General features: G+C 36.4%; 22 protein-coding genes. 8 read left to right on the forward strand and 14 right to left on the reverse strand.

What is annotated here, in order from left to right:
• Positions 1-144 precede the first annotated feature (144 nt).
• Positions 145-1,113, forward strand: a complete 969-nt coding sequence (locus CTN07_RS14840) for an OmpA family protein (RefSeq protein WP_036763404.1) — start codon at positions 145-147, stop codon at positions 1,111-1,113.
• 138 nt (positions 1,114-1,251) lie between these two features.
• Positions 1,252-1,419 (forward strand): hypothetical protein, encoded by a 168-nt coding sequence (locus CTN07_RS22805; protein WP_157132357.1) that lies wholly within the window; start codon positions 1,252-1,254, stop codon positions 1,417-1,419.
• Between the two features lie 322 nt (positions 1,420-1,741).
• On the opposite strand, the gene CTN07_RS14850 is transcribed toward CTN07_RS22805, so the two are convergent.
• A complete protein-coding gene (locus CTN07_RS14850; protein ID WP_005298169.1) occupies positions 1,742-2,983 on the reverse strand; it encodes an exopolysaccharide biosynthesis polyprenyl glycosylphosphotransferase in 1,242 nt (413 codons plus the stop codon).
• A 25-nt stretch (positions 2,984-3,008) separates the two neighbouring features.
• A complete protein-coding gene (locus tag CTN07_RS14855; RefSeq protein WP_005298167.1) occupies positions 3,009-3,815 on the reverse strand; it encodes a glycosyltransferase in 807 nt (268 codons plus the stop codon).
• A gap of 314 nt (positions 3,816-4,129) precedes the next feature.
• On the opposite strand from CTN07_RS14855, the gene CTN07_RS14860 reads away from it, so the two are divergent.
• Genes CTN07_RS14860 through CTN07_RS14880 form a run of 5 tightly spaced genes read left to right on the forward strand, consistent with a single transcriptional unit; the run spans position 4,130 to position 10,622 of the window.
• A complete protein-coding gene (locus CTN07_RS14860; RefSeq protein ID WP_005298165.1) occupies positions 4,130-5,188 on the forward strand; it encodes a Wzz/FepE/Etk N-terminal domain-containing protein in 1,059 nt (352 codons plus the stop codon).
• 7 nt (positions 5,189-5,195) lie between these two features.
• Positions 5,196-6,434: an oligosaccharide flippase family protein gene (locus CTN07_RS14865; protein ID WP_005298163.1), complete on the forward strand. Its 1,239-nt coding sequence runs from the start codon at positions 5,196-5,198 to the stop codon at positions 6,432-6,434.
• Positions 6,424-7,359, forward strand: coding sequence for a glycosyltransferase family 2 protein (locus CTN07_RS14870; RefSeq protein WP_005298161.1), 936 nt, complete (start codon positions 6,424-6,426; stop codon positions 7,357-7,359). The genes CTN07_RS14865 and CTN07_RS14870 overlap by 11 nt, the downstream gene beginning before the upstream one ends.
• A complete protein-coding gene (locus CTN07_RS23330) occupies positions 7,356-8,549 on the forward strand; it encodes an EpsG family protein (protein ID WP_005298160.1) in 1,194 nt (397 codons plus the stop codon). The genes CTN07_RS14870 and CTN07_RS23330 overlap by 4 nt, the downstream gene beginning before the upstream one ends.
• 6 nt (positions 8,550-8,555) lie before the next feature.
• Positions 8,556-10,622: a bifunctional glycosyltransferase/CDP-glycerol:glycerophosphate glycerophosphotransferase gene (locus CTN07_RS14880; protein WP_005298159.1), complete on the forward strand. Its 2,067-nt coding sequence runs from the start codon at positions 8,556-8,558 to the stop codon at positions 10,620-10,622.
• Between the two features lie 48 nt (positions 10,623-10,670).
• Here CTN07_RS14880 and CTN07_RS14885 read toward each other — a convergent pair whose 3' ends face one another.
• The 5 genes from CTN07_RS14885 to CTN07_RS22810 form a co-directional block, all read right to left on the reverse strand.
• Positions 10,671-11,285 carry an SDR family oxidoreductase gene (locus CTN07_RS14885; protein ID WP_005298158.1) on the reverse strand — a complete coding sequence of 205 codons (615 nt, stop codon included), beginning with the start codon at positions 11,283-11,285 and terminating at the stop codon, positions 10,671-10,673.
• On the reverse strand, positions 11,285-11,743 hold the full coding sequence (locus CTN07_RS14890) for an FAD synthase family protein (RefSeq protein ID WP_036763401.1): 459 nt from the start codon (positions 11,741-11,743) through the stop codon (positions 11,285-11,287). The genes CTN07_RS14885 and CTN07_RS14890 overlap by 1 nt, the downstream gene beginning before the upstream one ends.
• Before the next feature lie 156 nt (positions 11,744-11,899).
• A complete protein-coding gene (locus CTN07_RS14895) occupies positions 11,900-12,172 on the reverse strand; it encodes a YfcL family protein (RefSeq protein WP_036763399.1) in 273 nt (90 codons plus the stop codon).
• Between the two features lie 22 nt (positions 12,173-12,194).
• Entirely contained in the window at positions 12,195-12,746 is a 552-nt protein-coding gene (locus CTN07_RS14900; RefSeq protein WP_036763396.1) for an elongation factor P hydroxylase, read from the reverse strand.
• Positions 12,747-12,810: 64 nt separating this feature from the next.
• Positions 12,811-13,140, reverse strand: a complete 330-nt coding sequence (locus CTN07_RS22810; protein WP_036763394.1) for a hypothetical protein — start codon at positions 13,138-13,140, stop codon at positions 12,811-12,813.
• 88 nt (positions 13,141-13,228) lie between these two features.
• On the opposite strand from CTN07_RS22810, the gene CTN07_RS14910 reads away from it, so the two are divergent.
• Positions 13,229-13,864 carry a trimeric intracellular cation channel family protein gene (locus tag CTN07_RS14910; protein WP_005298157.1) on the forward strand — a complete coding sequence of 212 codons (636 nt, stop codon included), beginning with the start codon at positions 13,229-13,231 and terminating at the stop codon, positions 13,862-13,864.
• A gap of 139 nt (positions 13,865-14,003) precedes the next feature.
• On the opposite strand, the gene aroC is transcribed toward CTN07_RS14910, so the two are convergent.
• The 7 genes from aroC to CTN07_RS14945 all read right to left on the reverse strand — a co-directional run bounded on the left by aroC (position 14,004) and on the right by CTN07_RS14945 (position 22,377).
• Positions 14,004-15,092 (reverse strand): chorismate synthase, encoded by a 1,089-nt coding sequence (gene aroC / locus CTN07_RS14915; RefSeq protein ID WP_005298155.1) that lies wholly within the window; start codon positions 15,090-15,092, stop codon positions 14,004-14,006.
• 280 nt (positions 15,093-15,372) lie between these two features.
• On the reverse strand, positions 15,373-17,277 hold the full coding sequence (locus CTN07_RS14920; RefSeq protein WP_036763391.1) for a PTS fructose transporter subunit IIABC: 1,905 nt from the start codon (positions 17,275-17,277) through the stop codon (positions 15,373-15,375).
• A gap of 505 nt (positions 17,278-17,782) precedes the next feature.
• Complete coding sequence (locus CTN07_RS14925; RefSeq protein WP_005298151.1) at positions 17,783-18,637, reverse strand: phospholipase A; 855 nt, start codon at positions 18,635-18,637, stop codon at positions 17,783-17,785.
• Between the two features lie 266 nt (positions 18,638-18,903).
• A complete protein-coding gene (gene manA / locus CTN07_RS14930; RefSeq protein ID WP_036763389.1) occupies positions 18,904-20,103 on the reverse strand; it encodes a mannose-6-phosphate isomerase, class I in 1,200 nt (399 codons plus the stop codon).
• A gap of 269 nt (positions 20,104-20,372) precedes the next feature.
• Positions 20,373-21,245 carry an AraC family transcriptional regulator gene (locus CTN07_RS14935; RefSeq protein WP_005298147.1) on the reverse strand — a complete coding sequence of 291 codons (873 nt, stop codon included), beginning with the start codon at positions 21,243-21,245 and terminating at the stop codon, positions 20,373-20,375.
• A complete protein-coding gene (locus CTN07_RS14940) occupies positions 21,242-22,048 on the reverse strand; it encodes a PTS sugar transporter subunit IIA (RefSeq protein WP_005298145.1) in 807 nt (268 codons plus the stop codon). The genes CTN07_RS14935 and CTN07_RS14940 overlap by 4 nt, the downstream gene beginning before the upstream one ends.
• A gap of 20 nt (positions 22,049-22,068) precedes the next feature.
• Positions 22,069-22,377, reverse strand: a complete 309-nt coding sequence (locus CTN07_RS14945; RefSeq protein ID WP_005298143.1) for a PTS fructose transporter subunit IIB — start codon at positions 22,375-22,377, stop codon at positions 22,069-22,071.
• Positions 22,378-22,516: the final 139 nt, after the last annotated feature.

Genomic DNA, 22,516 nt, shown 5'->3' on the forward strand with positions numbered 1-22,516 from the left:
AAAGTTTTCGGTAAAAAAACACAATATAATTGCGTCAATTACTCATAATCATGTATCATTGACACAATTGTGCGAGCTGTTGAAAGTTATAAGCACAATATAATAACAGTTCTATTACACACTTAGGAATATGGACAAATTACAATGAAAAAGAGCTTAATGATTCTTCCTCTTGCTCTGCTAGTTTCAGCAGCAGCAAACGCAGCAACTGATAACCCATTCTACGCTGGTGCTCGCATCGGTAACGCTATCTACGATACCGACCACAAAGGTCCAAACGTTGATGATGCAAACCTAGCTGGCGGTGCCTTCCTTGGTTACCAAATCGCACCTTGGTTCGCAGTAGAAGCTGGTTACACTCACCTAGGTTCAACTACAATCAAAGGTACTGATGCTAAGTTCCGTACTCAAGGCGCTGACATCGTAGGTAAATACTCTTACGCTATCAACGACAAGATCGACGTATTCGGTAAGCTAGGTGCTTACTACTACGACGTTCACACTAAGAACCTAGCGGACGCTAAAGAGCACGGTTGGGCTGGTACTGCAGGCGTTGGTGCTGAGTACTACCTAACTAACAACCTATCAACTGCTGTTGAATACCAATACTACAACGACGTAGCTGGTGCAGATATCCACTTCGCTGGTGTTTCTCTAGCTTACCACTGGGGCGCTCCAGCACCAGTAGTTGCAGAACCTGTATACGTTGATCAAGTATCTGTTGAAACTCTAGAAGAGCTAAAACTGGCTGTTCCTTTCGCATTCGACAGCACTGAACTATCTGCTGGCGACCGTGCTAAACTAGCTCCTTTCGAGCAACGTCTACAAGCACAAGATGCAGCTCAAATCTACGTTGTTGGTTACACTGACAGCCGTGGTTCTGAAGCTTACAACCAGAAGCTATCTGTTAAGCGTGCTGACGCAGTAGCTGAAGCTCTACGTAGCGTAATGAACGTTGACGGTTCTCGCATCATCGCTGAAGGCCGTGGCGAATCTAACCCTGTAGCATCTAACGATACTGCAGAAGGTCGCGCTCAAAACCGTCGTGTAGAGATCATCTCTCCATCAATCGACGTTGAAACTGTAACTCAAGTAGAGCAAGCTGCTGAGTAATAACAGTTTGTTCTTAGGTACTAGGTACTAGGTACTAGGTACTAGGTACTAAAAGAATAATTGATAGAAGCAGTCAGGCTAATAGTCTGGCTGCTTTTTTTATGGGATAGAATCAGAGAAGCGAATGGCGAGTGGCGAGTGGCGAGTGGCGAATGGCGAATGGCGAGTGGCGAGTGGCGAGTGGCGAGTGGCGAGTGGCGAGTGGCGAGTGGCGAGTGGCGAGTGGCGAGTGGCGAGTGGCGAGTGGCGAGTGGCGAGTGGCGAGTGGCGAGTGGCGAGTGGCGAGTGGCGAAAAATCTTAATTAAATATTTATATCGTTCAAGTACTTTGTTGTTACTTCTTATAACTCAAAATTTCAGCTTCTATTTTTTCCTCGATATTTGTAACTCAAGTTCTCGTTAACTCATTTAAATATCACAATACTGTCTTCCTTAGTCTACTCTCGAAACTTTCTTTATGGGTCCCACCTAATTCTTAGTTGCATCAATTGCATAGCGAATATCGTAACCTGAACGATATGAGATATGTGTAATAAGATCTTTATAGAAAGTAATAGATACAGGTTTATTAGGCACAAAAAAACCGCTATCAAAGACAGCGGTTTTATTTATGGCTACAGCAGAAACATCATTTTGCACCAAAACCTGTCAGCATGGTGCGAATTGTCTTAAATACGATATTAATATCTAACCAGAAAGATAAATTCTTAATATAGTACAAGTCGTAGGCAAGCTTTTCAGTCGTTGACTCTGTGTCATCAGTATAGCCTTGAACAACTTGGGCCCAGCCAGTAATGCCTGGTTTTACCATATGACGATAGCCATAAAATGGGATTTCTTGCTCAAACTGTTTTACAAAACTGTCTTGTTCTGGTCGCGGTCCAATTAATGACATATCACCTTTCAGCACATTGAAAAACTGAGGTAATTCATCAATGCGAACTTTACGAATGACCTTACCCACTTTTGTAACACGAGCCTGCTCTTGTGTTGCAAATTTGTCTTCAGCATCTGCAGCTTTAACTGTCATGCTACGGAATTTGTAGATACGGAAAACCTTACCACCTTGACCAACTCGTTCTTGAATAAACATTGCCGGACCTGGATTTTCAAGTTTAATCAATAACGCAGTAATCGCCATAACAGGCAATGTAATCGGGAAAGATAAGATAATAATTAAAGATTCCCAAATTCGCTTGAAGGTCATATATAATGGATTTGGTAATAGAGTACCAATAGCATTTTCAGATAAATGACGCGTTTGTACTTTACCTTCTAACATCTCTTTGATGCTATCAGCATGGAAAACTGAAATATTTGCCAAACTACAGTCTGCAATAAACTTCTCAGATTCAGCTGTCAGATTTTTATGTAAATCAACGACCAAGCTGCCTTTAACATTGGCAATACTATATGGTTGAGATAATTCATTAAGATTAATTTTGGGGTTATGTTTTAACTCTGAAGCATCAAAATTAGGTAACGCTGATAATGTTAAACATTGGCTATCTTGTCGAATAAGCGCAGTAACATAAAACCAAACAAACGAAATTATGCTTGCATTGATCAGAGCACTACGTGAATAATCAATACGAGTCATGAAAACAAGAGCCATCGTTAGGATAAAAACCGTTACTACTACAGGTAAAATATAGTATTTACGCTCAACCAAAAGATATGAAGTAATTTTAGGTAATACCGCAGCAATTGCTAGGTAACATGCCACCGATAGCCATAATGTGTTAACTACCGTATCCGGCATACTTTTATAACCATAACCAGCAAAAAGGTAGGTCAGCAGAGCGACAAAAAAAATACCTAGCGTATGACATACATATGAGTTGTTGAGTAAAGTTTTAAGTGAATTCATTTTATTCTCTTTAATATTTATTCTACTACTGTCGAACTAACTTATAAATATTACCTAAAATTTTAGTCGGTAATAGCCTCATATGAGCTCGAGCTAAAAAAATCATCGCAATTTTAGATTTATCTTTAATTGGTAATTTCAAAAGCTGTTTCATGAAACGTAACTCAGAACGATAATACTTGTAGCCTTGTCTCCTTTCTAACATGCCATTCCCTACACGCGCATAAACCAAGACATCATCAATATTAGCAATATTCATACCTTTAGCATGCATTCTTACCCAAAGATAGTAATCTTCCATATAAGGCATATGCTGGTAACCGCCAGCCTTGATAACTGCCGATTTTCGAAACATAACAGCCATATGATTTATGGGATTTCGACGGTAAATAACTTTCTCAATCTGATCGGAAAGAGGTACCTTTCTCAACCCTGATATAACAGAAATATCATTATCAAACTCAGCAATATGAGCACTACACAGCTCAACGTCTGGATTCTCCATCATAAATTGATATTGAACAGCAAAGCGCTCATCCAAATTGATATCATCAGTATCAACTCGTGCAACGATCTCATAAGAACAAGCATCAAGCCCTTTATTTAAAGCGACTCCTAACCCCTGATTTTCAGCTAAAACAACCTCTTTAATAGGTAGCTTGTCACGCCAAATATCTAAAGTGTCATACAGTTCTTTCGTTAAAGGGCCATCATGAACCACAATGATCTCTGCTGGCTGTATAGTTTGAACCTCAATACTCTTTAATGCTTCGAAAAAAAAATGTGCTTTTTCGCCTTTATATAAAGACATCAAGACAGAAATATTATTCATAATACAGCCACACTATACTTAACAGATAGAGCTATCAAATCACTAAAAAATTGATTTTATTATATCAATATCTGTCTCATTGTACAGCAGTTCACTGTCAACATCAGCAATTCTTACACGAAAATTACAATGACCGAAAAGCTTTAAAAACATACGGTTACAAGCGGTAAAGTAAGTTGTTTTATCTTGATATTAATTGAATGTATCAGGCATAATAGAGATCAATAACATGAATTTATCGCTTGTAGGAGCTAGACACCTAAGGGCGGTAGCTTGGCTATTTTATCATTTAAAATCAAAGGCTTTGTTAACATATGAGTTCAGATGAACAATCTATCTATCAGGATAACCAATTAAATTTACTCAATATTTTCAGAGTGTTATGGACTCGTAAACTAATAATTATTATAAGTACTATTATTGGTATAGTCTTAGCGCTTATTGTAAGCATCTATTCTGCTCAATGGTGGGAAAGCAGTGCTGAAATCACTAAACCTCAATATTCAGATTATGCAGTATTTATAAGTTCAGCTGATCAACTAACAACTGGAAGTAATCCATCTGAAAGCTTAAAATCAATTATAAATATAGAAAAAAACTATAATTCTTTTATTAATATACTTACATCAAAAACGAATAAAATTGATTTCTTACAACAAAGTAATATAATTAAAAGTTACTTTATTAGAGATGGTGTAAAAACAGACATTCAGAAAGATAAAGCGTTAGATTTATGGGCTGAAAAAATCATTGTGAAAAAAGAATCTTTGATATTGAATAAAAGCTCATATATTGTTATCGCTCAAGCTAATACACTAGATGATAGCTTTAAACTTTTAAATAATTATATTAAATTCACAAAAAATAAATATAACTCAGATGTATTATTATCATTAGAGACATTCAAAAGAATAGAGTTGTTAAATCTAAAAAAACAACTTGATTATAATATTTCATATACGTTAGATATTAAAAAATTAAAAGAACAAAAAGCTCAACTAGCCCTTAATATTGCTGAAGAATCAGGGATTGAATCACCTTTAAATAATTATTTTGAAAAAGGTTCTTCATTCAATATTGCATTGGGCGCAAAAGCACTACGTGCAGAGAAGAATGTAATAAGTTCTCTTAAGGATTTAGCTATATTTAATGATAAGATTACATTATTAAGCTCACAACTAAATTATTTAAATAATGTTAAGCTATCAAACTTAGAAAATAATGCATTTTTTAGCTATATTCAAACCGAACACAAAAACCCTAATAAAATAGCACCAAGCAAAAAGACATTTATTCTAGTCTTTTCTCTTTTATTTGCTTGTATAGGAATTGTGATTGCTTTAGTGATTGAAATATTTAGTAAAAAAGACTAGCTAAAATATGAATATGTTAAAAAATATAATCATGCTATTCTTTTCGCAGGGTGTTAATTACCTTGTACCTATCATCTTAGTGCCCTATCTCGTTAGGGTGCTAGGACCAATAGAATATGGTAAATTTAACCTAGCCTTATCTATTATCCTTTATGGCTGTTTGTTTATAGATTTTGGCTTTAATTTATATTCATCAGGAAAAATAGCAAAAGCTTCAAACAAAGAAGAGATCAATAAAACTTATACAACAACGATAATTACAAAATTGATACTATTTATACCAATTAGTATTGTTATAATGGCAATTCCACTTTTCTTTGAAAAGTTTTATGACTTGAAAGCTCTGCTTTCCATATTGATAATACAATTATTTTCGTCAGTAATATCGACTATATGGTTATATCAGGGGATCGAAAAGGTTCGCATCTATTCATATGTCAACATAGTAATTAAATTAACATCAGTTCCATTAATATTCTTATTTGTTAAGACAAAGTTTGATCTAGATATATTAGCTATAATTCAAGCTTCAACCTTCTTTATGAGTGCTTTAATACTATTATTCATTGCCCATAAAGAAAACATACAATTTGTTAAAATTAAAATCACAGATATTTTTTATCAACTAAAGCATGCCTCACCTATATTCTTAGGTACGATTAGTGTCAGTCTTTATACTATGAGTACTCCTATAATTTTAGGTATCATGAGTACGGCTTTTGAGGTTGGTCAGTATACTGCCACAGATAAAATAAGAGGAGCTTTTATATCTATGTTTTTAATTCTTTCTAATGTGATTTATCCAAGAGTTAATAAGCTTAGAATAGAGTCAGAAACTAGTGCTCTTCAGTTTATAAAAAAAGTACTATATATACAAACAAGTATTGGTATAATTTTCTCACTAATCATTTATATTACATCTTCCTTTATCGTTAATCATTATTTAGGTTTAGAATTCAAACAATCTATTCTATTACTAAAAATAATGAGTCCTATGGTAATTCTAGTTCCTTTAAGTGTATTACTATCAAATTATCTATTATTATCATGGGAATATAAGCGTTATTACTTAACAGTACCTATAATAACTTGTATATGCCACTTTATTTATGTGATCCCACTATCTCATTCCTATGGAGCAATCGGTTCAGGACTAAGCATTCTAATCACAGAGTTAATCAGTTTTTCTCTACTCACCTTCTTTGTCTATAAATCAGGTTTAATGAAAAAATTATATGAATCCTAAAATATCAGTTATTATTGCTGCGTATAACGCTGAAAAACATATAAAAGAAACAATTGAATCATTAACTAATCAATATTATGACAATTTAGAGGTTATAGTTATTAATGACGGTTCAACTGATTCAACCAATAGCATATTAACAGAATTAAAGAAAAATTATTGTAATCTGATTATTAGAAATATAAAAAATAATGGCGTTAGTAATGCTCGTAATAACGGGATTGAAATAGCAACAGGAGAATATATTTCATTTCTGGATGCTGATGATATTGTTGAGTGTGATTTTTATTCTTGTTTATACGAAGAAAGTTATTCAAAATCATTAATTTGTGCGAAGAATATATATAATATGTATTCTTCTGAATATATATCACCTTGGATTGAAAATAATAAGTTTGACTCTAACTTTTATAAAAATAAAATTGCAGTATATATATGGGGAAAGCTCTATAAAAAATCTTTTTTAGATGAGCATAATATTAGATTTGATACTAAATTAAGAATTGGAGAAGACTTCCTTTTTAATATTATTTGTTTAAGTAAATTAAATCATGATGATATACAGATTGTTGATAATACATCAAAATTTCTCTATCGAATAACCCCAGATTCACTCAGCCATAAAACAACTACAGAATCGATAACAAATAGAAAACAGTCTGCTGAATCTATTTATCAAATACTTAAAACTGAATACAATATTAGTGATGCACTATTTGTATATGTAAAAACGTACTTAAAAACAATGTCTATAAAATTGATTAAAGAAAATCAATTTAAACTTCTATTAAATATGCTAAAGATGGAAGCGAAAAATAACAAATTAACATTAGCTAAAATAGTATCTTTATCTCTAAACACTAAAGATACTATTTACTTGTCATTTATTCTCCTTTTAATAAATATTATTCGTATCATGTCATGATTTACTATGTAATTTTTGGCATTCTAGCCATCTTCTCATTTACTGATAATTTAAAAGATCAGCGTTATAGCTCATTATCTTTTATAATATCTTTCTTTATTCTATTTTTATTTGGTAGTTTACGATACGATACAGGTTGGGATTTCGCAACATATCGCTACTATTTTGAACGTGTCGATACTATACATGTATTTTTAACGAATGGATTCTCACCATCCGTATATTTTGATTTCGGCTTTAAATTATTAATATCTATTATAAAGTCATTAGGACTCGGTTTTCAAAGTCTTATTTTCATTTGTAATTTATTCGTAATAAGTTGTTTATATTACTTTACCAATAGAAATATTAAATATAAAAACTCAGCAATATTATTATTTTATAGTTTATGTTATCTATTCATAAATTTATCGATACTAAGGCAAGGAATTGCTGCTGGTTTTTTATTATTGGCTATTGATAATAACTTTAATAATAAAAGCAACTACAAAACATATTCTTATCTGTTTCTATCAATACTATTCCACTTCAGCTCTATTTTATTTATTCCATTAATTTTCATTAGCCAAATATTTAAGGTTAATAGAAAAACTTTTTTATTATTTATTTCAAGTATAATCTTTATCGCGATTATTAATATATCTGTCTTCGAAATATTTTTTCATACATTTCATTCAATTATACCAAATAACTTAAATGAAAAATTTGAACTCTATATTAATAGTCCTCGATTTGGAACGTCTCGAGCTATAGGCTTTGGCTTTATTGAAAAAGTTTTCTTTTTAATTTTATTATTTCATTACGTATACATTAGAAATAACTTAACATATAAAGAAGCTAAAAATATAAATCTAATCATATTAATGTTATTAAGCTACTTTGCTGTTTATGTTCTATTTATCGATATCCAAGTTATTTACACGCGGCTCAAATTTTATTTTATGATAATAGCATCATGTTATTATCCTTTATTTATCTATGAGTTTTTAAATACACGATTATCAAAACAATTAGGTGTTAGTATATGCATATTATTTTCTTTAATTAACTTATATAACACCTTAAGATTTGAACCTAATAAAATTGTTTTCATTCCTTATCAAACGATAGTAACAGAGCTTCCATCATATTTAAATAAAGATTATTATCGTATTGATCGAGCTCAAGAAATCATAAAAGAGAACCAATAGTAAACTATGAAAATATCAATTATTATTACACTATACAATCGAGCTAATATTGTTGATAAAGCTATAGAAAGTGCTTTAAAACAAGATTATAACAATAAAGAAATTATTATTGTAAATGACGGTTCAACAGATAATTATGAAGATGCTTTAGCGCCATATAAAGATCAAGTTATTATTTACACTCAAGAAAATAAAGGTTGTGCAGGAGCAAAAAATAAAGGTGTTGAGTTAGCCACAGGCGAATACATTATATTTTTAGATAGTGATGATACCTTTTATAGTGATTCTGTGTTAACTGATTGCTATAAAGAAATTGCTACTGGCTCTCAGTTTGTAGGTTATAGTCAAGCTGAAATGATAAGATCTGGGGTTGGGCCATCCATTGAAAAAGCTAATTTTAGCTCTAGTATTAATATACAAAAACACATGCTTGAATCTCCTTTAAATTATGCGGCATTCCCACCAATGTGTTTAAATAAACGAATTTATCAGCAAGTTGGAGGAATGCAAGAAAAAATAAGATGGGGAGATGCTATAAACTTTTGGCGATATTATTTCTCTCATGTAGACAAGATTTCTTATATTCACAAGCCTGGTTATTCATATAACTTGACAGGTGATGATAACATGAGTAAGGCATCAGATAAATCTGTAAAAGAAAAATTTAAAATGATGACTGATGTTATAGATGAGGCATTTAACAATCACAAAAGTAAAATGTCACCATCTGAACAATCTACCTGGTTACTCATTTTATATTTATACAGCTTAAAATCAAATAATAAAACCCAACGAAAAAACTATTTTTCTCAATTAAAAACAAAATCTTTATTTAATATATCAAAATCTTTTCTTTATTTATTAAACTCAAAGATGATACCAAAACTGATAAATAAATTATCGGCTATTACCTTAAAAATAAAAAAGAAAAACATTTTTAATGGTTGCATATCTAGTTTACTAGTTAAACGTGATCAATTAGACCCAAATACAATCATTATCAATTCAACGATAAACAAAAACTTCAATTTTAACTCTAAATACTTCTTTGAATATCTAGAAAATGAACAGCATGGCTTTAATGTTTATTTTATTGTTAATAATGATAAAACGAGAAATGAATTAAATAAAAAATATCCTGGAAAATTCATTACTAATTATTTAAGTCACGACATTAAAATTATCAGTAAAGCAAAAACATGGCTCTGCTCTACACTAGATCTACCTGTTTACTTTTGTTTTAAACATCCAGATAGAATTGTTTATCACTTTGGACATGGTGTTCCTTTAAAGAACATAGGTTTAAATGAACCAAAAATATCAATCCCTCGCTATATTAATCGCTATAAAAATATTCGTTGTTTTACACATGTCACTTGTTATTCTAGAGAATTCCAGAACAAGATGGAGAAAATGTTTGGCGGTTTAAAAGCAGAATATCTACCTTTAGGTCAACCAAGAAATGATTCGATATCACAATCATCTAGTCATAAACCTATCTCATCATTCTTTGACCATGACTTAGATATAGAAAAATATGTTTTATATTCTCCAACTTGGCGATATGACTCTACAACAAAATTCTTTCCTTTTTCAGATTTTGATGTACAAAAACTTCACCAATATCTAGATGAAAGTAATACCGTTTTAATTTTACGAGAGCACCCATTTTATCCTGCTATCATGCCAGATGGCTTATGTGACCACTCTAGAGTGAAAAATCTGAGTTCTAAAGTTATTTCGGATTTTACCCCTTATATATTAGATATGGATACCATTATAACTGATTACTCCAGTTTATATTTAGATGGTTTATCGAATCCTAAAACAAACTTTATTTTCATACCATATGATATTGAAAACTATACAAAATTAACTGGTTTTTCAATGCCATATGAAGAGCTAACTCCAGGACCCAAAGCGCTTAGCTTTGAAGCTTTTATTCAAGCCTTAGAAAATAATGATGACCAAAATTATGGTATTCAGAAGAGAGAACTAGCAGAATTATTTAATGTAAAATACTCTGGAAATTGTCATGAGCATTTCGAGTATATTAAAAACTTATTAAAATAACTGTCTGATGAGCTACAGTTTATTTGAACTGTGGCTCATCCTTAAAAATCACAGCTGACTATAATTAGGGTTTATCTCAATCATATTTTTTCTATAAAAAACAATATCACCATTATTATATTCAGAGTTAATAGCTTTAAGTATTGGTGATAAACCTTCGTCCAAAGTCATTACGTTATTATTTACTATGTTTAAACCATCTCGCAATTTTGTATCTATTGCACCAGGACAAAGCGTAATTACATTATAATTATCTTTTTCTAATCCCTGCGAAATTTTTAATACACCAGCTTTTGATGCACAGTAAGATGTCCAATCATTATATGCATTAAATGCGGCAGTAGACGAGATATTAATAATTAACGTTTTCTTATTTTTTCCTAAGGCCGCTTTAGACACTAAATATGTACCGATTAAATTTACATTTATATCTCTAATCCAGCATTCAGGATCAGAATCAATAATTGTAGATGAATATAACGTTCCAGCGCTATTCACCACAATATCAAATGTTTTATCAGAGAAATATTTATCAACGCTAGCTATCGAACTAACATCAAGCTCATCTCTTAAGGGCGCTTCAACTTGAAATGTTCCACTTAAAGCTTCCACTAACCCTTTGGCAATATCACCATTTCCACCAGTAATAAGAATTTTTTGCATTATGCCAAATGATCCTTTGGTTCTGGAATTGGATGCTCATCTGTATCTTTTACGATTTCAGCATATTGTTTATATATTTTTTGTTTAAGGTTAGTTGAACTTACGCCTTTACCATAAGGGAAGTAAAATACTTTTACTCCTTTTTCTCTCAGATAGTCATACTTTCCAACCCAATCATCCCCAATCACAAAAATATCTATATTTAAATTTTCGACTGTAGAATTATGATCCAGTGTATGCTGAGGAATTACGACATCAGGAGCTTTTAAACCTTCGACAATAGCAATACGTTCTTCAAAAGGTATTGTTGGTGGTTTTTTATAACTACAGACTAACTCATCAGTACTTACACCGACAATTAATGTAGAACCTAATCCCCGAGCATAATTAATCATTTTCAGATGGTTACTGTGGAACAAATCAAATGTTCCTGAAACGTAAACAACCTTATCCTGCATTTAATTTTTCCTTATATATTCTATAACCGATTTACAGTAAACCTTGATATTTTAATAACTGATAAGATTTTTAAGGGGTATCTGTTATATTATTGATCTTTAGTTTGTCTTAATAGTATCAGTATCACATTATCAATGTTTAGCTCATGAAAAACATTAATATTGATAATGTACTAAAATTTTCTCAATATAATTACTGACCAGAATAAAATCCTGAGGTGACAACTCACTTCTCGCTTTATCTATATCAGCAATAATTTTAGCTTTCATCACCTCAATATCATCAATTCCAGAGGCTTCACACTCAGCCGCTGCAAGCGATATATGTCCACGAAGATAGCCACCAGCAAACAACTCATCATCAGTTGCGGTATCGATAGAATCATCAATATATTGTAACAACTTTTCTTCAAACTCTTGAATAGTCATTAATTCTTTTTCCTAAACTTATCTATGCATACGCTTCTTGGCGCTTTGGCTCTGGAAAATCTACCAACGTCAGAGGTGCAACGTTGTAAAACTCTCGAAAGGTGTCTGATAGTATTTTAGCGCGCTCTGGCATGCCATGCTGTAAGTAAGCATCCACTTGTTCACGCACTTTTAGGGTGAATGCTACTCTATCGGGCTCAAAACTTCCGCTTAAGTTGTCGCAGCTTACTTGAAAGGGAAAACCGCAACTTGCTGATAGAATCCACTCGACTGCCTGGGGTTTAACTTCTACTTTTTCAAATTCCGCTTGAATCTGCTCAGTACGCCCATCCGGTTCATACCAATAACCGTAATCTTCAAGTAAGCGTCGCTCAGGGCCTGCAATACACCAATGCGCTAGTTCATGCATTGCTGATGCAAAATAGCCACGAGCAAAAATAATTTGGTGATGTTCTCGCTCTTCGTTAGCTGGAAGGTAGATAGGTTCATCACCCCCAAGTAGTAATTCAGTGTTGAGACTGTCTAAAAAGGTTTGATTAAAAAGTCTAATCAAATCATGGTAATCGTGCTGCATTTTACAACTTTACTTATGTCTTTTTATTCGTTTAATCGATGGATTATACAGACATTTTACTTATCTATCGATACATCAACAGGTAACTATATGCTATGGATGTCAAAAATACGTCAAGAGCCTCTTCCCGTCTTCCCAAGATTTTACCTAAAGCAAATATATGGTCTGGCTTTCCCCTTATTTTCCTAAAAACCGCTTTTCCCCTTCTAACCATCCCGTCTTCTCGTCTTCTCGTCTTCTCGTCTTCTCGTCTTCTCGTCTTCTCGTCTTCTCGTCTTCTCGTCTTCTCAAGATTTTGCCTAAAACTAATATCTGGTCTAACTTTATCCCCCTTATTTTCCCTAAAAACCGCTTTTCCCTTGCTCTTTATCACCCATGAATCAAATTCATGCATAAAGCCTAACTATTTCATTAGATGTCGATTTTCTTCACAAATAGAATAAAAGCAGGACTTAAAACTAACCTTGGTGTTAATTCAACTCATGCTTTTATCAATTTTGTACATCATCGGTATTACAGCAGAAGCCATGACAGGTGCTATTGCTGCGGGTAAGCGTAACATGGACTGGTTTGGTGTTATGTTAGTGGCCAGTGCTACAGCGATTGGCGGTGGCTCTGTGCGTGATATTTTACTTGGCCACTACCCTTTAGGTTGGGTTGCACATCCTCAGTATTTAGTCATCACCTGTTTGGCGGGTTTATTAACAACCGTAATGGCAAAATGGGTCGTTCGTTTTCATAAACTGTTTATTATTTTAGATGCTATCGGTTTGATAGTGTTTAGTATCATTGGTTGCCGTGTAGCGATGAATATGGGATTGCCTGCGATTATTTGTGTGGTCGCAGCGGTTGTAACTGGTGTTTTTGGCGGAATGCTGCGTGATTTGATTTGTCGTCGCCAACCAATGGTGCTTCACAAAGAGCTTTACGCTTCGGTTTCTCTTATTGCTGGCGTTATCTATTGGGCAATGCTGCACTTCGGTATTGATCAAGATTTAACGATCATCGTTACCTTGGTTGTCGGTTTCACCATGCGTATGGCTGCGGTTCAGTATAGTTGGTCTCTTCCTGTATTTAGTTTTGAGGATGAGAGTGAGCGAGTAGCGAGTAGCGAGTAGCGAGTAGCGAGTAGCGAGTAGCGAGTAGCGAGTAGCGAGTAGCGAGTAGCGAAATTCTTGAACATATTCATTTTATGTCAACGCACTATTTCCACCAGCTCGCTTTTTCTCGAAACTCGTCCACCCGAAAACTCGAAATCTAGTTAATCTTCGGCGTCTCCGTCACTACTCCAAAGTTCTGTGCTCGATGACGCAGTAGATGATCCATCAAAGTAATGGCTAACATCGCCTCGGCAATCGGTACTGCTCGAATACCTACACAAGGATCATGACGACCTTTGGTGACCACCTCAGCGCTTTCGCCTTGTTTCGTGATAGTCTCACCCGGTACGGTGATGCTTGAAGTCGGTTTAAGAGCAATGTGCGCCACAATATCTTGTCCGGAAGAAATTCCCCCTAAAATACCGCCTGCATGATTGGTCTTAAACCCTTGAGGTGTCATCTCATCGCGGTGTTCACTACCACGCTGTTCAACCACATCAAAACCATCACCAATTTCAACCCCTTTTACTGCGTTGATGCTCATTAATGAGTGAGCAATATCTGCATCTAAACGATCAAAAACAGGCTCGCCTAATCCCACAGGTACATTTTTTGCCACTACAGTAAGTTTGGCCCCAATGGAATCGCCTTCTTTTTTCAATTGGCGGATCAGCTCATCAAAAGCGTCTACTTTATCGACATCGGGACAGAAAAAAGCATTTTGCTCGATTTGCTGCCAATCAACTTTATCAATTGAGACATCCCCCATTTGTGAGAGATAAGCACGCACTTCAACACCATGAACCTGTTTTAAGTATTTCTTTGCTACTGCTCCTGCTGCAACACGCATTGCCGTTTCACGCGCAGAAGAACGACCGCCACCACGATAATCGCGAATGCCATACTTTTGATGATAGGTGTAATCGGCATGGCCGGGTCGAAATAGGTCTTGAATATTTGAATAGTCTTTAGAACGCTGGTCGGTATTTTCGATCAATAAACCGATTGAAGTTCCAGTGGTTTTGCCCTCAAACACACCTGAGAGAATTTTAACTTCATCAGCTTCACGACGCTGGGTGGTATATTTTGATGTTCCTGGACGACGACGATCTAGGTCATGCTGCATATCAGATTCGGTGAGTTCTAAGCCTGGAGGGCAGCCATCGATGATACATCCAAGTGCAACTCCATGACTTTCACCGAAGGTGGTGACTCGAAAAACTTGTCCAATTGTATTGCCTGCCATGACTTCCCCTGTAATTGTCGTCTGCTTTCTGCATTTTTGATTTGGTCTTTATCTATAGTGCAAAGATGAAGGGGAAAAGGCAAGGGGGTTTTGGGGAGGAGCAGGAAAAGAAGGAAGAGAAGGAAGAGAAGGAAGAGAAGGAAGAGAAGGAAGAGAGTAGCAGCTTAATGGATCCTGTAAATAGACCCTGTAAATAAATCTGTGTAACTGCCTATCTTTCCCCTGCTCCTCCCAAAATCCCTTTTTTCCTGCTCTTTCCCTTCTCTTCCCCATTAAATCATTATGCAGCAGCTAACTCACGCTCAGCTTTTGCTTTACGGTATTTCTTAAGAGAGACTGCAACCAATGCTGTTACAACTGCGCCTGTTGCCATACAGATTAGAGCAAGAACAGGTTTGTTCATCGCACCTAATAGAGCAACCACTGGACCACCGTGTGCTACGCTGTTGGTGATACCGAATGAGAATGCCATAACCGCAGCAACCATACTACCGATAACGTTCGCAGGAATAACAGATAGAGGATCTTGCGCGGCAAATGGGATAGCACCTTCAGAGATACCAACAAGACCCATAGCACCAGCTGCTTTACCCGCTTCAATTTCAGAATCTTCAAAGATATTTAGCTTACGACCAATAACGGTTGCGATACCCATACCCAAAGGAGCAACTGGAATTGCACATGCCATTGCACCCATAAATTGCGTTTGACCACTTGCAATCATACCAACAGAGAATAGGAACGCGACCTTGTTAAATGGACCACCCATATCAAAGCCAGCCATACCACCAAGAACAATACCCAGTAGCACAACGTTACCTGTACTCATCTCAGTTAGCATTGCGTTCATGTTATCCATCAAGCTCGCAATTGGTGCACCAATAACAAAGATAAATAGACCAGCAATAAACAGAGTACCCGTAATTGGGGCAATCAAAATCGGCACTAGTGGCTGTACCATTTTGTGATAATTACGCGTTGCGACCCAGCGAACAAAGTAACCGACCAGCAGACCAGCAACAATAGCACCGATAAAGCCCGTACCAGCGCTAGCATCGTAAAATGAACCTGTGTTTGCAATCCAACCACCGATAAAACCAGGAGCTAACGCAGGACGATCACCAATAGCAAATGCGATATAACCTGCCAGAATTGGAATCATCAACTGGAAGGCAACCACACCTACATCCAGTACTTTCTGCCACATGCTACCTGCTGGGATCTGCATACCGGCATCGGTTGGTTGACCACCAATAGCCAGAGAAAGCGCGATCAACAGACCACCGGTTACCACAAATGGGATCATATGAGATACGCCATTCATCAAGTAACGATAAAGATTTGAGCGTGTTTGTGCAACTTTGCTCTCGCTTGAATCTGATGTGTCATCACCGTCAGCTTCAAACGGCTTCGCAACTAATGCCTGTTGAATAACACCTTTACCATCTTTGATTGGCGCTTTAACACCAGTCTTAATCAGCTTTTTACCTGCAAAACGAGCCATATCAACTTGTTTATCACAGCTAACAACAATCGCTTCTGCACGGGCAATTTCTTCGGCTGTTGGTGAGTTTTTCACCCCGATTGAACCGTTAGTTTCCACTTTTACTTCGTAGCCTAACTCAGCACCTGCTTTTTCCAGCGCTTCAGCCGCCAAATAAGTGTGAGCAACACCAGCAGGACAACCTGTCACACCAATGATTAAGCCTTTATTTTGCTCAACGGCAACCACTTCTTTTTTATCGGCTAATAGAAGATTTAGTGCTTCTTCAGGTGTTTTTGCCGCTAAGAAAGCATCAATAAAACCGTCTTCAATCAATTTAGAAGAAAGCTCTGCTAATACTTCAATGTGGTGATTTGCGCCGCCATCAGGAGAGGCGATCATGAAAAACAGTTTTGATGGCAAACCGTCTTCTGCACCATACTCAATACCTTGGCGACTCACACCAATGGCAACCGCTGGCGATGCTACCGCGGCACTTTTTGCGTGAGGCAGTGCAACCCCTTCTTCAAAACCGGTATTACCTAACTCTTCGCGAGCATAGATATCAGCAATAAATTGTTCTTTATCTGCCACTTTACCTTGTTGAGTCAGCATCTCTGCCATCTCAGCAAAAACTTGATCTTTGGTGGTCGCTTGTAGGTCGAGATTTATCAGTTTCTCGTTGATTAAGGTGGTTATCATATCCAATCCCCTGTTATTTTTGTCCGCTATTGCGCTTGGGAATATTGTCGGATTTTATCAATGGAATAAGTAGTGCAGAAAAGAGGCTTTAACTGGAAATTTGTATCACACTAACTCTTGTGTGATCCATTTCTCATTGCAAACTCGATAGGTAACACAAAGCATATAGTTTACATAAACCGATATAAATCATATAGATAAAAACAAAACAAGGCTTATACAGACTCTTTTATCAATAGTAAATTTATCATTCAATTATTTTCATGCTATAGAAAAAAGGCTCTAAAGATACAAGAGAATAGAGGTTTTGAGTGATGGGGGTCACGGATTTGGGGCCACATAACTGTCATTCCCTACCGCGAGTGCAAACGAGTGAGATAGGGAATCTCATATTACAAATAGCAGAGGTAATCGAACCGATAAGATTTTAAACATATTGAATGAGATTCCGGATAGTTCGTCCCTCACTTCCGGAATGACATATTTTATAATGAGTACTCACAGTTTAAAACGCAATACCCATACCAACCCCATTATCATAGTGATCATAATCAGAGATCGATAAACCATACCCGCTTTCAACTAGCATATATCCACGTAAGCGCTTATAGATTGGGAAGTTCCATGTTAGTTTTTCATAGCTACGCGAGAAACCACTTTCAAGCGCATTACGTACTGTGAAAGTTAATGAGTGCTCTTTAGTTGGCATCCAATTTAGACTAATGCGGCCATTACCAAGATAATTTTCAATATTGGAATTGTAATCTCGTCCACCCATATCCAAACGCAGCCAAGGTTTTACGCTTAATGTAAATTGATCATTTTTAAAACTTACATCGGCAAAAGCACGGTTCCAGCTCCGCTCATCATTACCACCGCGACCATTAGATTGATGAACAAAACCAAACGTTGTACCCGCATATTGCCAGTCAGATGTTTCAGCTAATTTGGCAGAAAAACTCCAAAATAGAGATGGTTCATACTCGTTATCTTGAAAATAAGCAGAAGAGACATAAGCTTGCCAATTAGAGCGCTGAGTATAAGCAACATACATTGCATCATTATCAGTCAGTAAGTTTGAAAACATCTTATATTTCAAGCTGATCTGAAAGTTGACCTTGGTATTACTAAAATGATCACCACCTGGAATCTCTGGCGAATATTCAGACTTATCAGGGTTTGAAGTGTAGTAAACAGGAAGGATAAAGTTGTCTTTATACTGCTCTAACAGTAGCGAATTATTACTGCTGTAATCTAAAGGGTTATTGACAGGAGAAGCAAGCTCATCAGCGTGAGCATGAGACATATAACAGACAGCTGCCAGTAACATTCCACTGGTCATTAGAACATTTCTATTCATAGTATTTTAGCACTATTGGTATAAATTTAGATTAGATATTGTGCTAATTATTACTCATAGAAATGATTTTGGCGAATATATTTATAAAAGAGAGCTAAATAAAAGAACTATTAATAGTGGAAATAAATATTGTCATTCCCTACCGCGAGTGCAAACGAGTGAGATAGGGAATCTAAATAAAAACTGTAGAGCTAACAATATCAACTCTACAGTACTTTTTATGAGATTCCGGATAGTTCGTTCCTCACTTCCGGAATGACATTTTTTTAATTATATGCTCGAGCAAATACACCATCACAGCTTGCTTGATACGTTTGCGCATAAGCAGGAACAAACAGAGATTCACCTTTGTTGATAGTCATTGTTTGACCATTAACATGAGTTACAGTTAGTGGCGCATCAACCGCAAATAAGATTTCTGCACTATTTACCAAAATATCAGTACCTGTTGCTTGCTTATAAACACTGAACTTAAAATCAGGCACAGGAATTGGGTAATGCAGACCACCTTCAGCTTCATTAGCCGCAAGTAATAATGAATCAAATGGCATGGTACGGAAAATGGTGTTTGCCACTAATTCTGGTACATCCATATATTTAGGCGTTAAACCAGCACGTAGCACATTGTCTGAGTTTGCCATGATTTCAAGGCCAGTACCTTTGATGTAAGCATGCGGAGTACACGCATCAAGGAACATAGCTTCACCAGGGTTGAGCGTTAATACATTCAACATTAGCGGGGCAAATAGACCGATATCACCTGGATATTGCTCAGAAAGATCCACTAACAAGGCAAAAAATTCATCGTCTTGGTGCTGCTTGCTGTAAGCGATAAGAGCTTCTACTGCTTGCTCTTTTTGCTCTCCGTCAAGGGATAACATCTCAGTGAAAAATTGCGCAAGACCCGCTTCTGTTTGATTAGTTTCAAACTGGCTCACTAATGACTTTAACTCAGCAATATCAAGTTGCTTAAAGTTAGTCACAATGTCTGTAATTTCGCGGAAACCATTCATTGCTTGATACGGGGTTAACGCAAACACTAACTCAGGCTTATGGTTAGGATCTTTATAGTTACGATTTGCCGCATTACGAGCAATCCCCATCTCTTCTTCTTTCGCAAAACCTATTTCGGCTTGTGCTTTATTTGGGTGAACTTGAATTGATAGTGCTTTTTCAGCCGCCAACACTTTAAATAGATACGGTAACTCACCAAACTGAGCTTGGGTTGTTGCACCTAAAATGGCGTCTGGATTTGTAGCAATAAAATCAGATAAACGTGTGTCTTGACCATTGACTTCAATCTGAGAGCAACCATTGGCATGCGCTCCCATCCAAATTTCAGCTTGAGGTTTATTTTCTGGATTTTCGATACCAAAAAGCTGGTTAACTGAAGTCACACTTCCCCATGCATAATCTTGGATTACATTATGCATTTTAAAAAATACAGTGTTGGTAGAGTTCGTCATTGTTCTATGCCTTAATGTTCTTAATAGCGATGACCGCTAAGCAATTTCACTGCAGAGTTTTTAACATGACTGCAAGGTGAAGATCATCCTTTAATTGTGAAAATCATCAAATTGCAAAGAAGCGTGAAAACCATCACTGGAGATTTAAGGCTTAAATAGGAAAATAAATACGATATATATTATCTTTTCCCTTTTCCCCATCTACCCTCTTTTCCTTATTCACCCTCTCTTCCTGCTCCTCCCTCTTTTCCCTATTCACCCTCTTTTCCCTATTCACCCTCTCTTCCTGCTCTTCCCATCTTTTCCCTATACTCCGAAGGCGTTCTACCCGTTTTAGTTTTAAACACCCGACAAAAATAGTTCACATCTTGAAAGCCACAGCGCGTCGCAACTTCGGTTAGGCGAAAAGGGTATTTTTTTAACATGAATTTGGCACGTTCAATCCGCACCCAACTGATGTAATCGGCCAAGCGCATATGGCCTTGTTGACGAAAAATACGCGAGAGATGATTGGGAGACACATTAAAGCGATTGGCGATGGTTTCTCGCGTGATAGGACGATGAAAATTCTCTTGAATATAAATACAGATCCCTTGATAGAGATCTTCAACCCGATTTTTACTGTCGCTATGGATAGGCGCTTTTAACATCTGCTGACTATAACTGAGTAAAGCCAATAACAGATGCTCATCCATTGGTGCTTGAACCGGCTCTTTAGCCAACATATTCAGAGCTTGCAACATAGGATCAATCGCATGCCCTGTCCAAGCATGAATAGAATGCTTTTGGACATCATAAAACTTAGGTGTGTCTTTAAGTTTGCTGACTAGACTAAACCCTAACTGACGCTTACCAAATAAAAGGCTGAGCACAGAGCATTCGGTATCCCAGTTCGGTTTGTTCCAGCAATTAGGCGGAATATAAAGCGCATCGCCAGCCATCAATTTAACTTGATGTATGCCGTGCTCACCATCATCAAGCTCATTGATATACTCCCCTTTTAGCACCAATTCTAAGCGGGGAAAATTTACCTGATAACTAAACTGTGGTGGTGTATTTAAATCACTGGCAAACCAGATACGGTTAAAACTCTCACGCTCAGTTAAAATAGAATCAATGACATTGTGAAACGTTGTATTCATGTTCTTGTGCTCATCCCCTCAACAATTATCGCCCTAAACTCAGCAGTATCTGTCACACTCAATAGCCCTTGGCAATAAGTACTCTCTAATAGCGATTTAGAAAACTGAGCAAAAGGCATAATCATCTCTCGTGTGGCGGGTTTAGGCAGAGCTAATGCAATAATAAGCGAGACCGGACCTCGGGGGCTGTGCCAATCAATGGGCAAATTAGAAAGATACACAGCAAGACTTGGTTGCTCAACCTGTTCATTCATAATATGAGGCAAAGCAATATAATGATTCATCACTGTTGCTGAAATCTGCTCTCGATTTTGAAAGGCTTGGGTTATCGCTTGTGGGCCCATTTGCCTATTATCCAATGCGATTGTCTGCGCCAGAGTGTCTAGCACTGCCGTTTTGGTTGGCGGATGGGTATTAAAATTGGCTTTGATCATCTGATTATCATCAAAATGTAGCCAATCACAATATTGCTGACGTTTGTCTTCAACAATATCGAGCGCCTGCTCTGTGGTTCTCTGTTTGGCAAAAAACGGATGTTGATATTCAGCAAGAAAGTTAAGTACGACTCGATGAGCCAATTCGGCATCTAATCCTTCAATATGAAATAAACAGAGATCTTGAGGTTTAGTTGCAAGAGCCAATACGCGAAGAGGTTGATCTATATTGGCGCTCTTATGGAGGGTAACGTTCACTAAACTCATGGATGAACGAAAATAATCAGCTAGTTTTTTTAGACGATTAAGTTGATAAAGAGGCAATCCCCCTTCACCACAATAAAATAAGATGTGTTGAGAGATCGCCACAAGAAATCCTTTAGACCCGATTACGCACAGAGCTCAAGGCAACGCTCAAGAACGGCTTTAGCATCAACTAATACTTCTTCGATGGTCACACAATGAATTTTGCTGCCAGTAAAACGGGCGCGATGCTCAACTTCAATATCCGAAGCAATTAATACCACATCAGCACGGGCAATATCTTGCAGAGATAGTTGATTTTCAATCCCCATCGCCCCTTGCGTTTCAACTTGAATTTGAATTCCCATCGCATGGGCTGTCTTATTAAGAGCATCCGCTGCCATGTAAGTGTGGGCAATACCAGTTGGGCACGCGGTTACAGCAACAATTTTCATTTCACTGATTCCATTGTTATTTTTGCCTGATGGTAGCAGGAATGATGGCGAGTGGCGAGTGGCGAGTGGCGAGTGGCGAGTGGCGAGTGGCGAGTGGCGAGTGGCGAGAAGTCTTGACCACTATATTATCGATGTCAAA

The sequence above is a fragment of the Photobacterium damselae genome (assembly GCF_003026815.1).
Classification (GTDB): Bacteria; Pseudomonadota; Gammaproteobacteria; order Enterobacterales; family Vibrionaceae; genus Photobacterium; species Photobacterium damselae.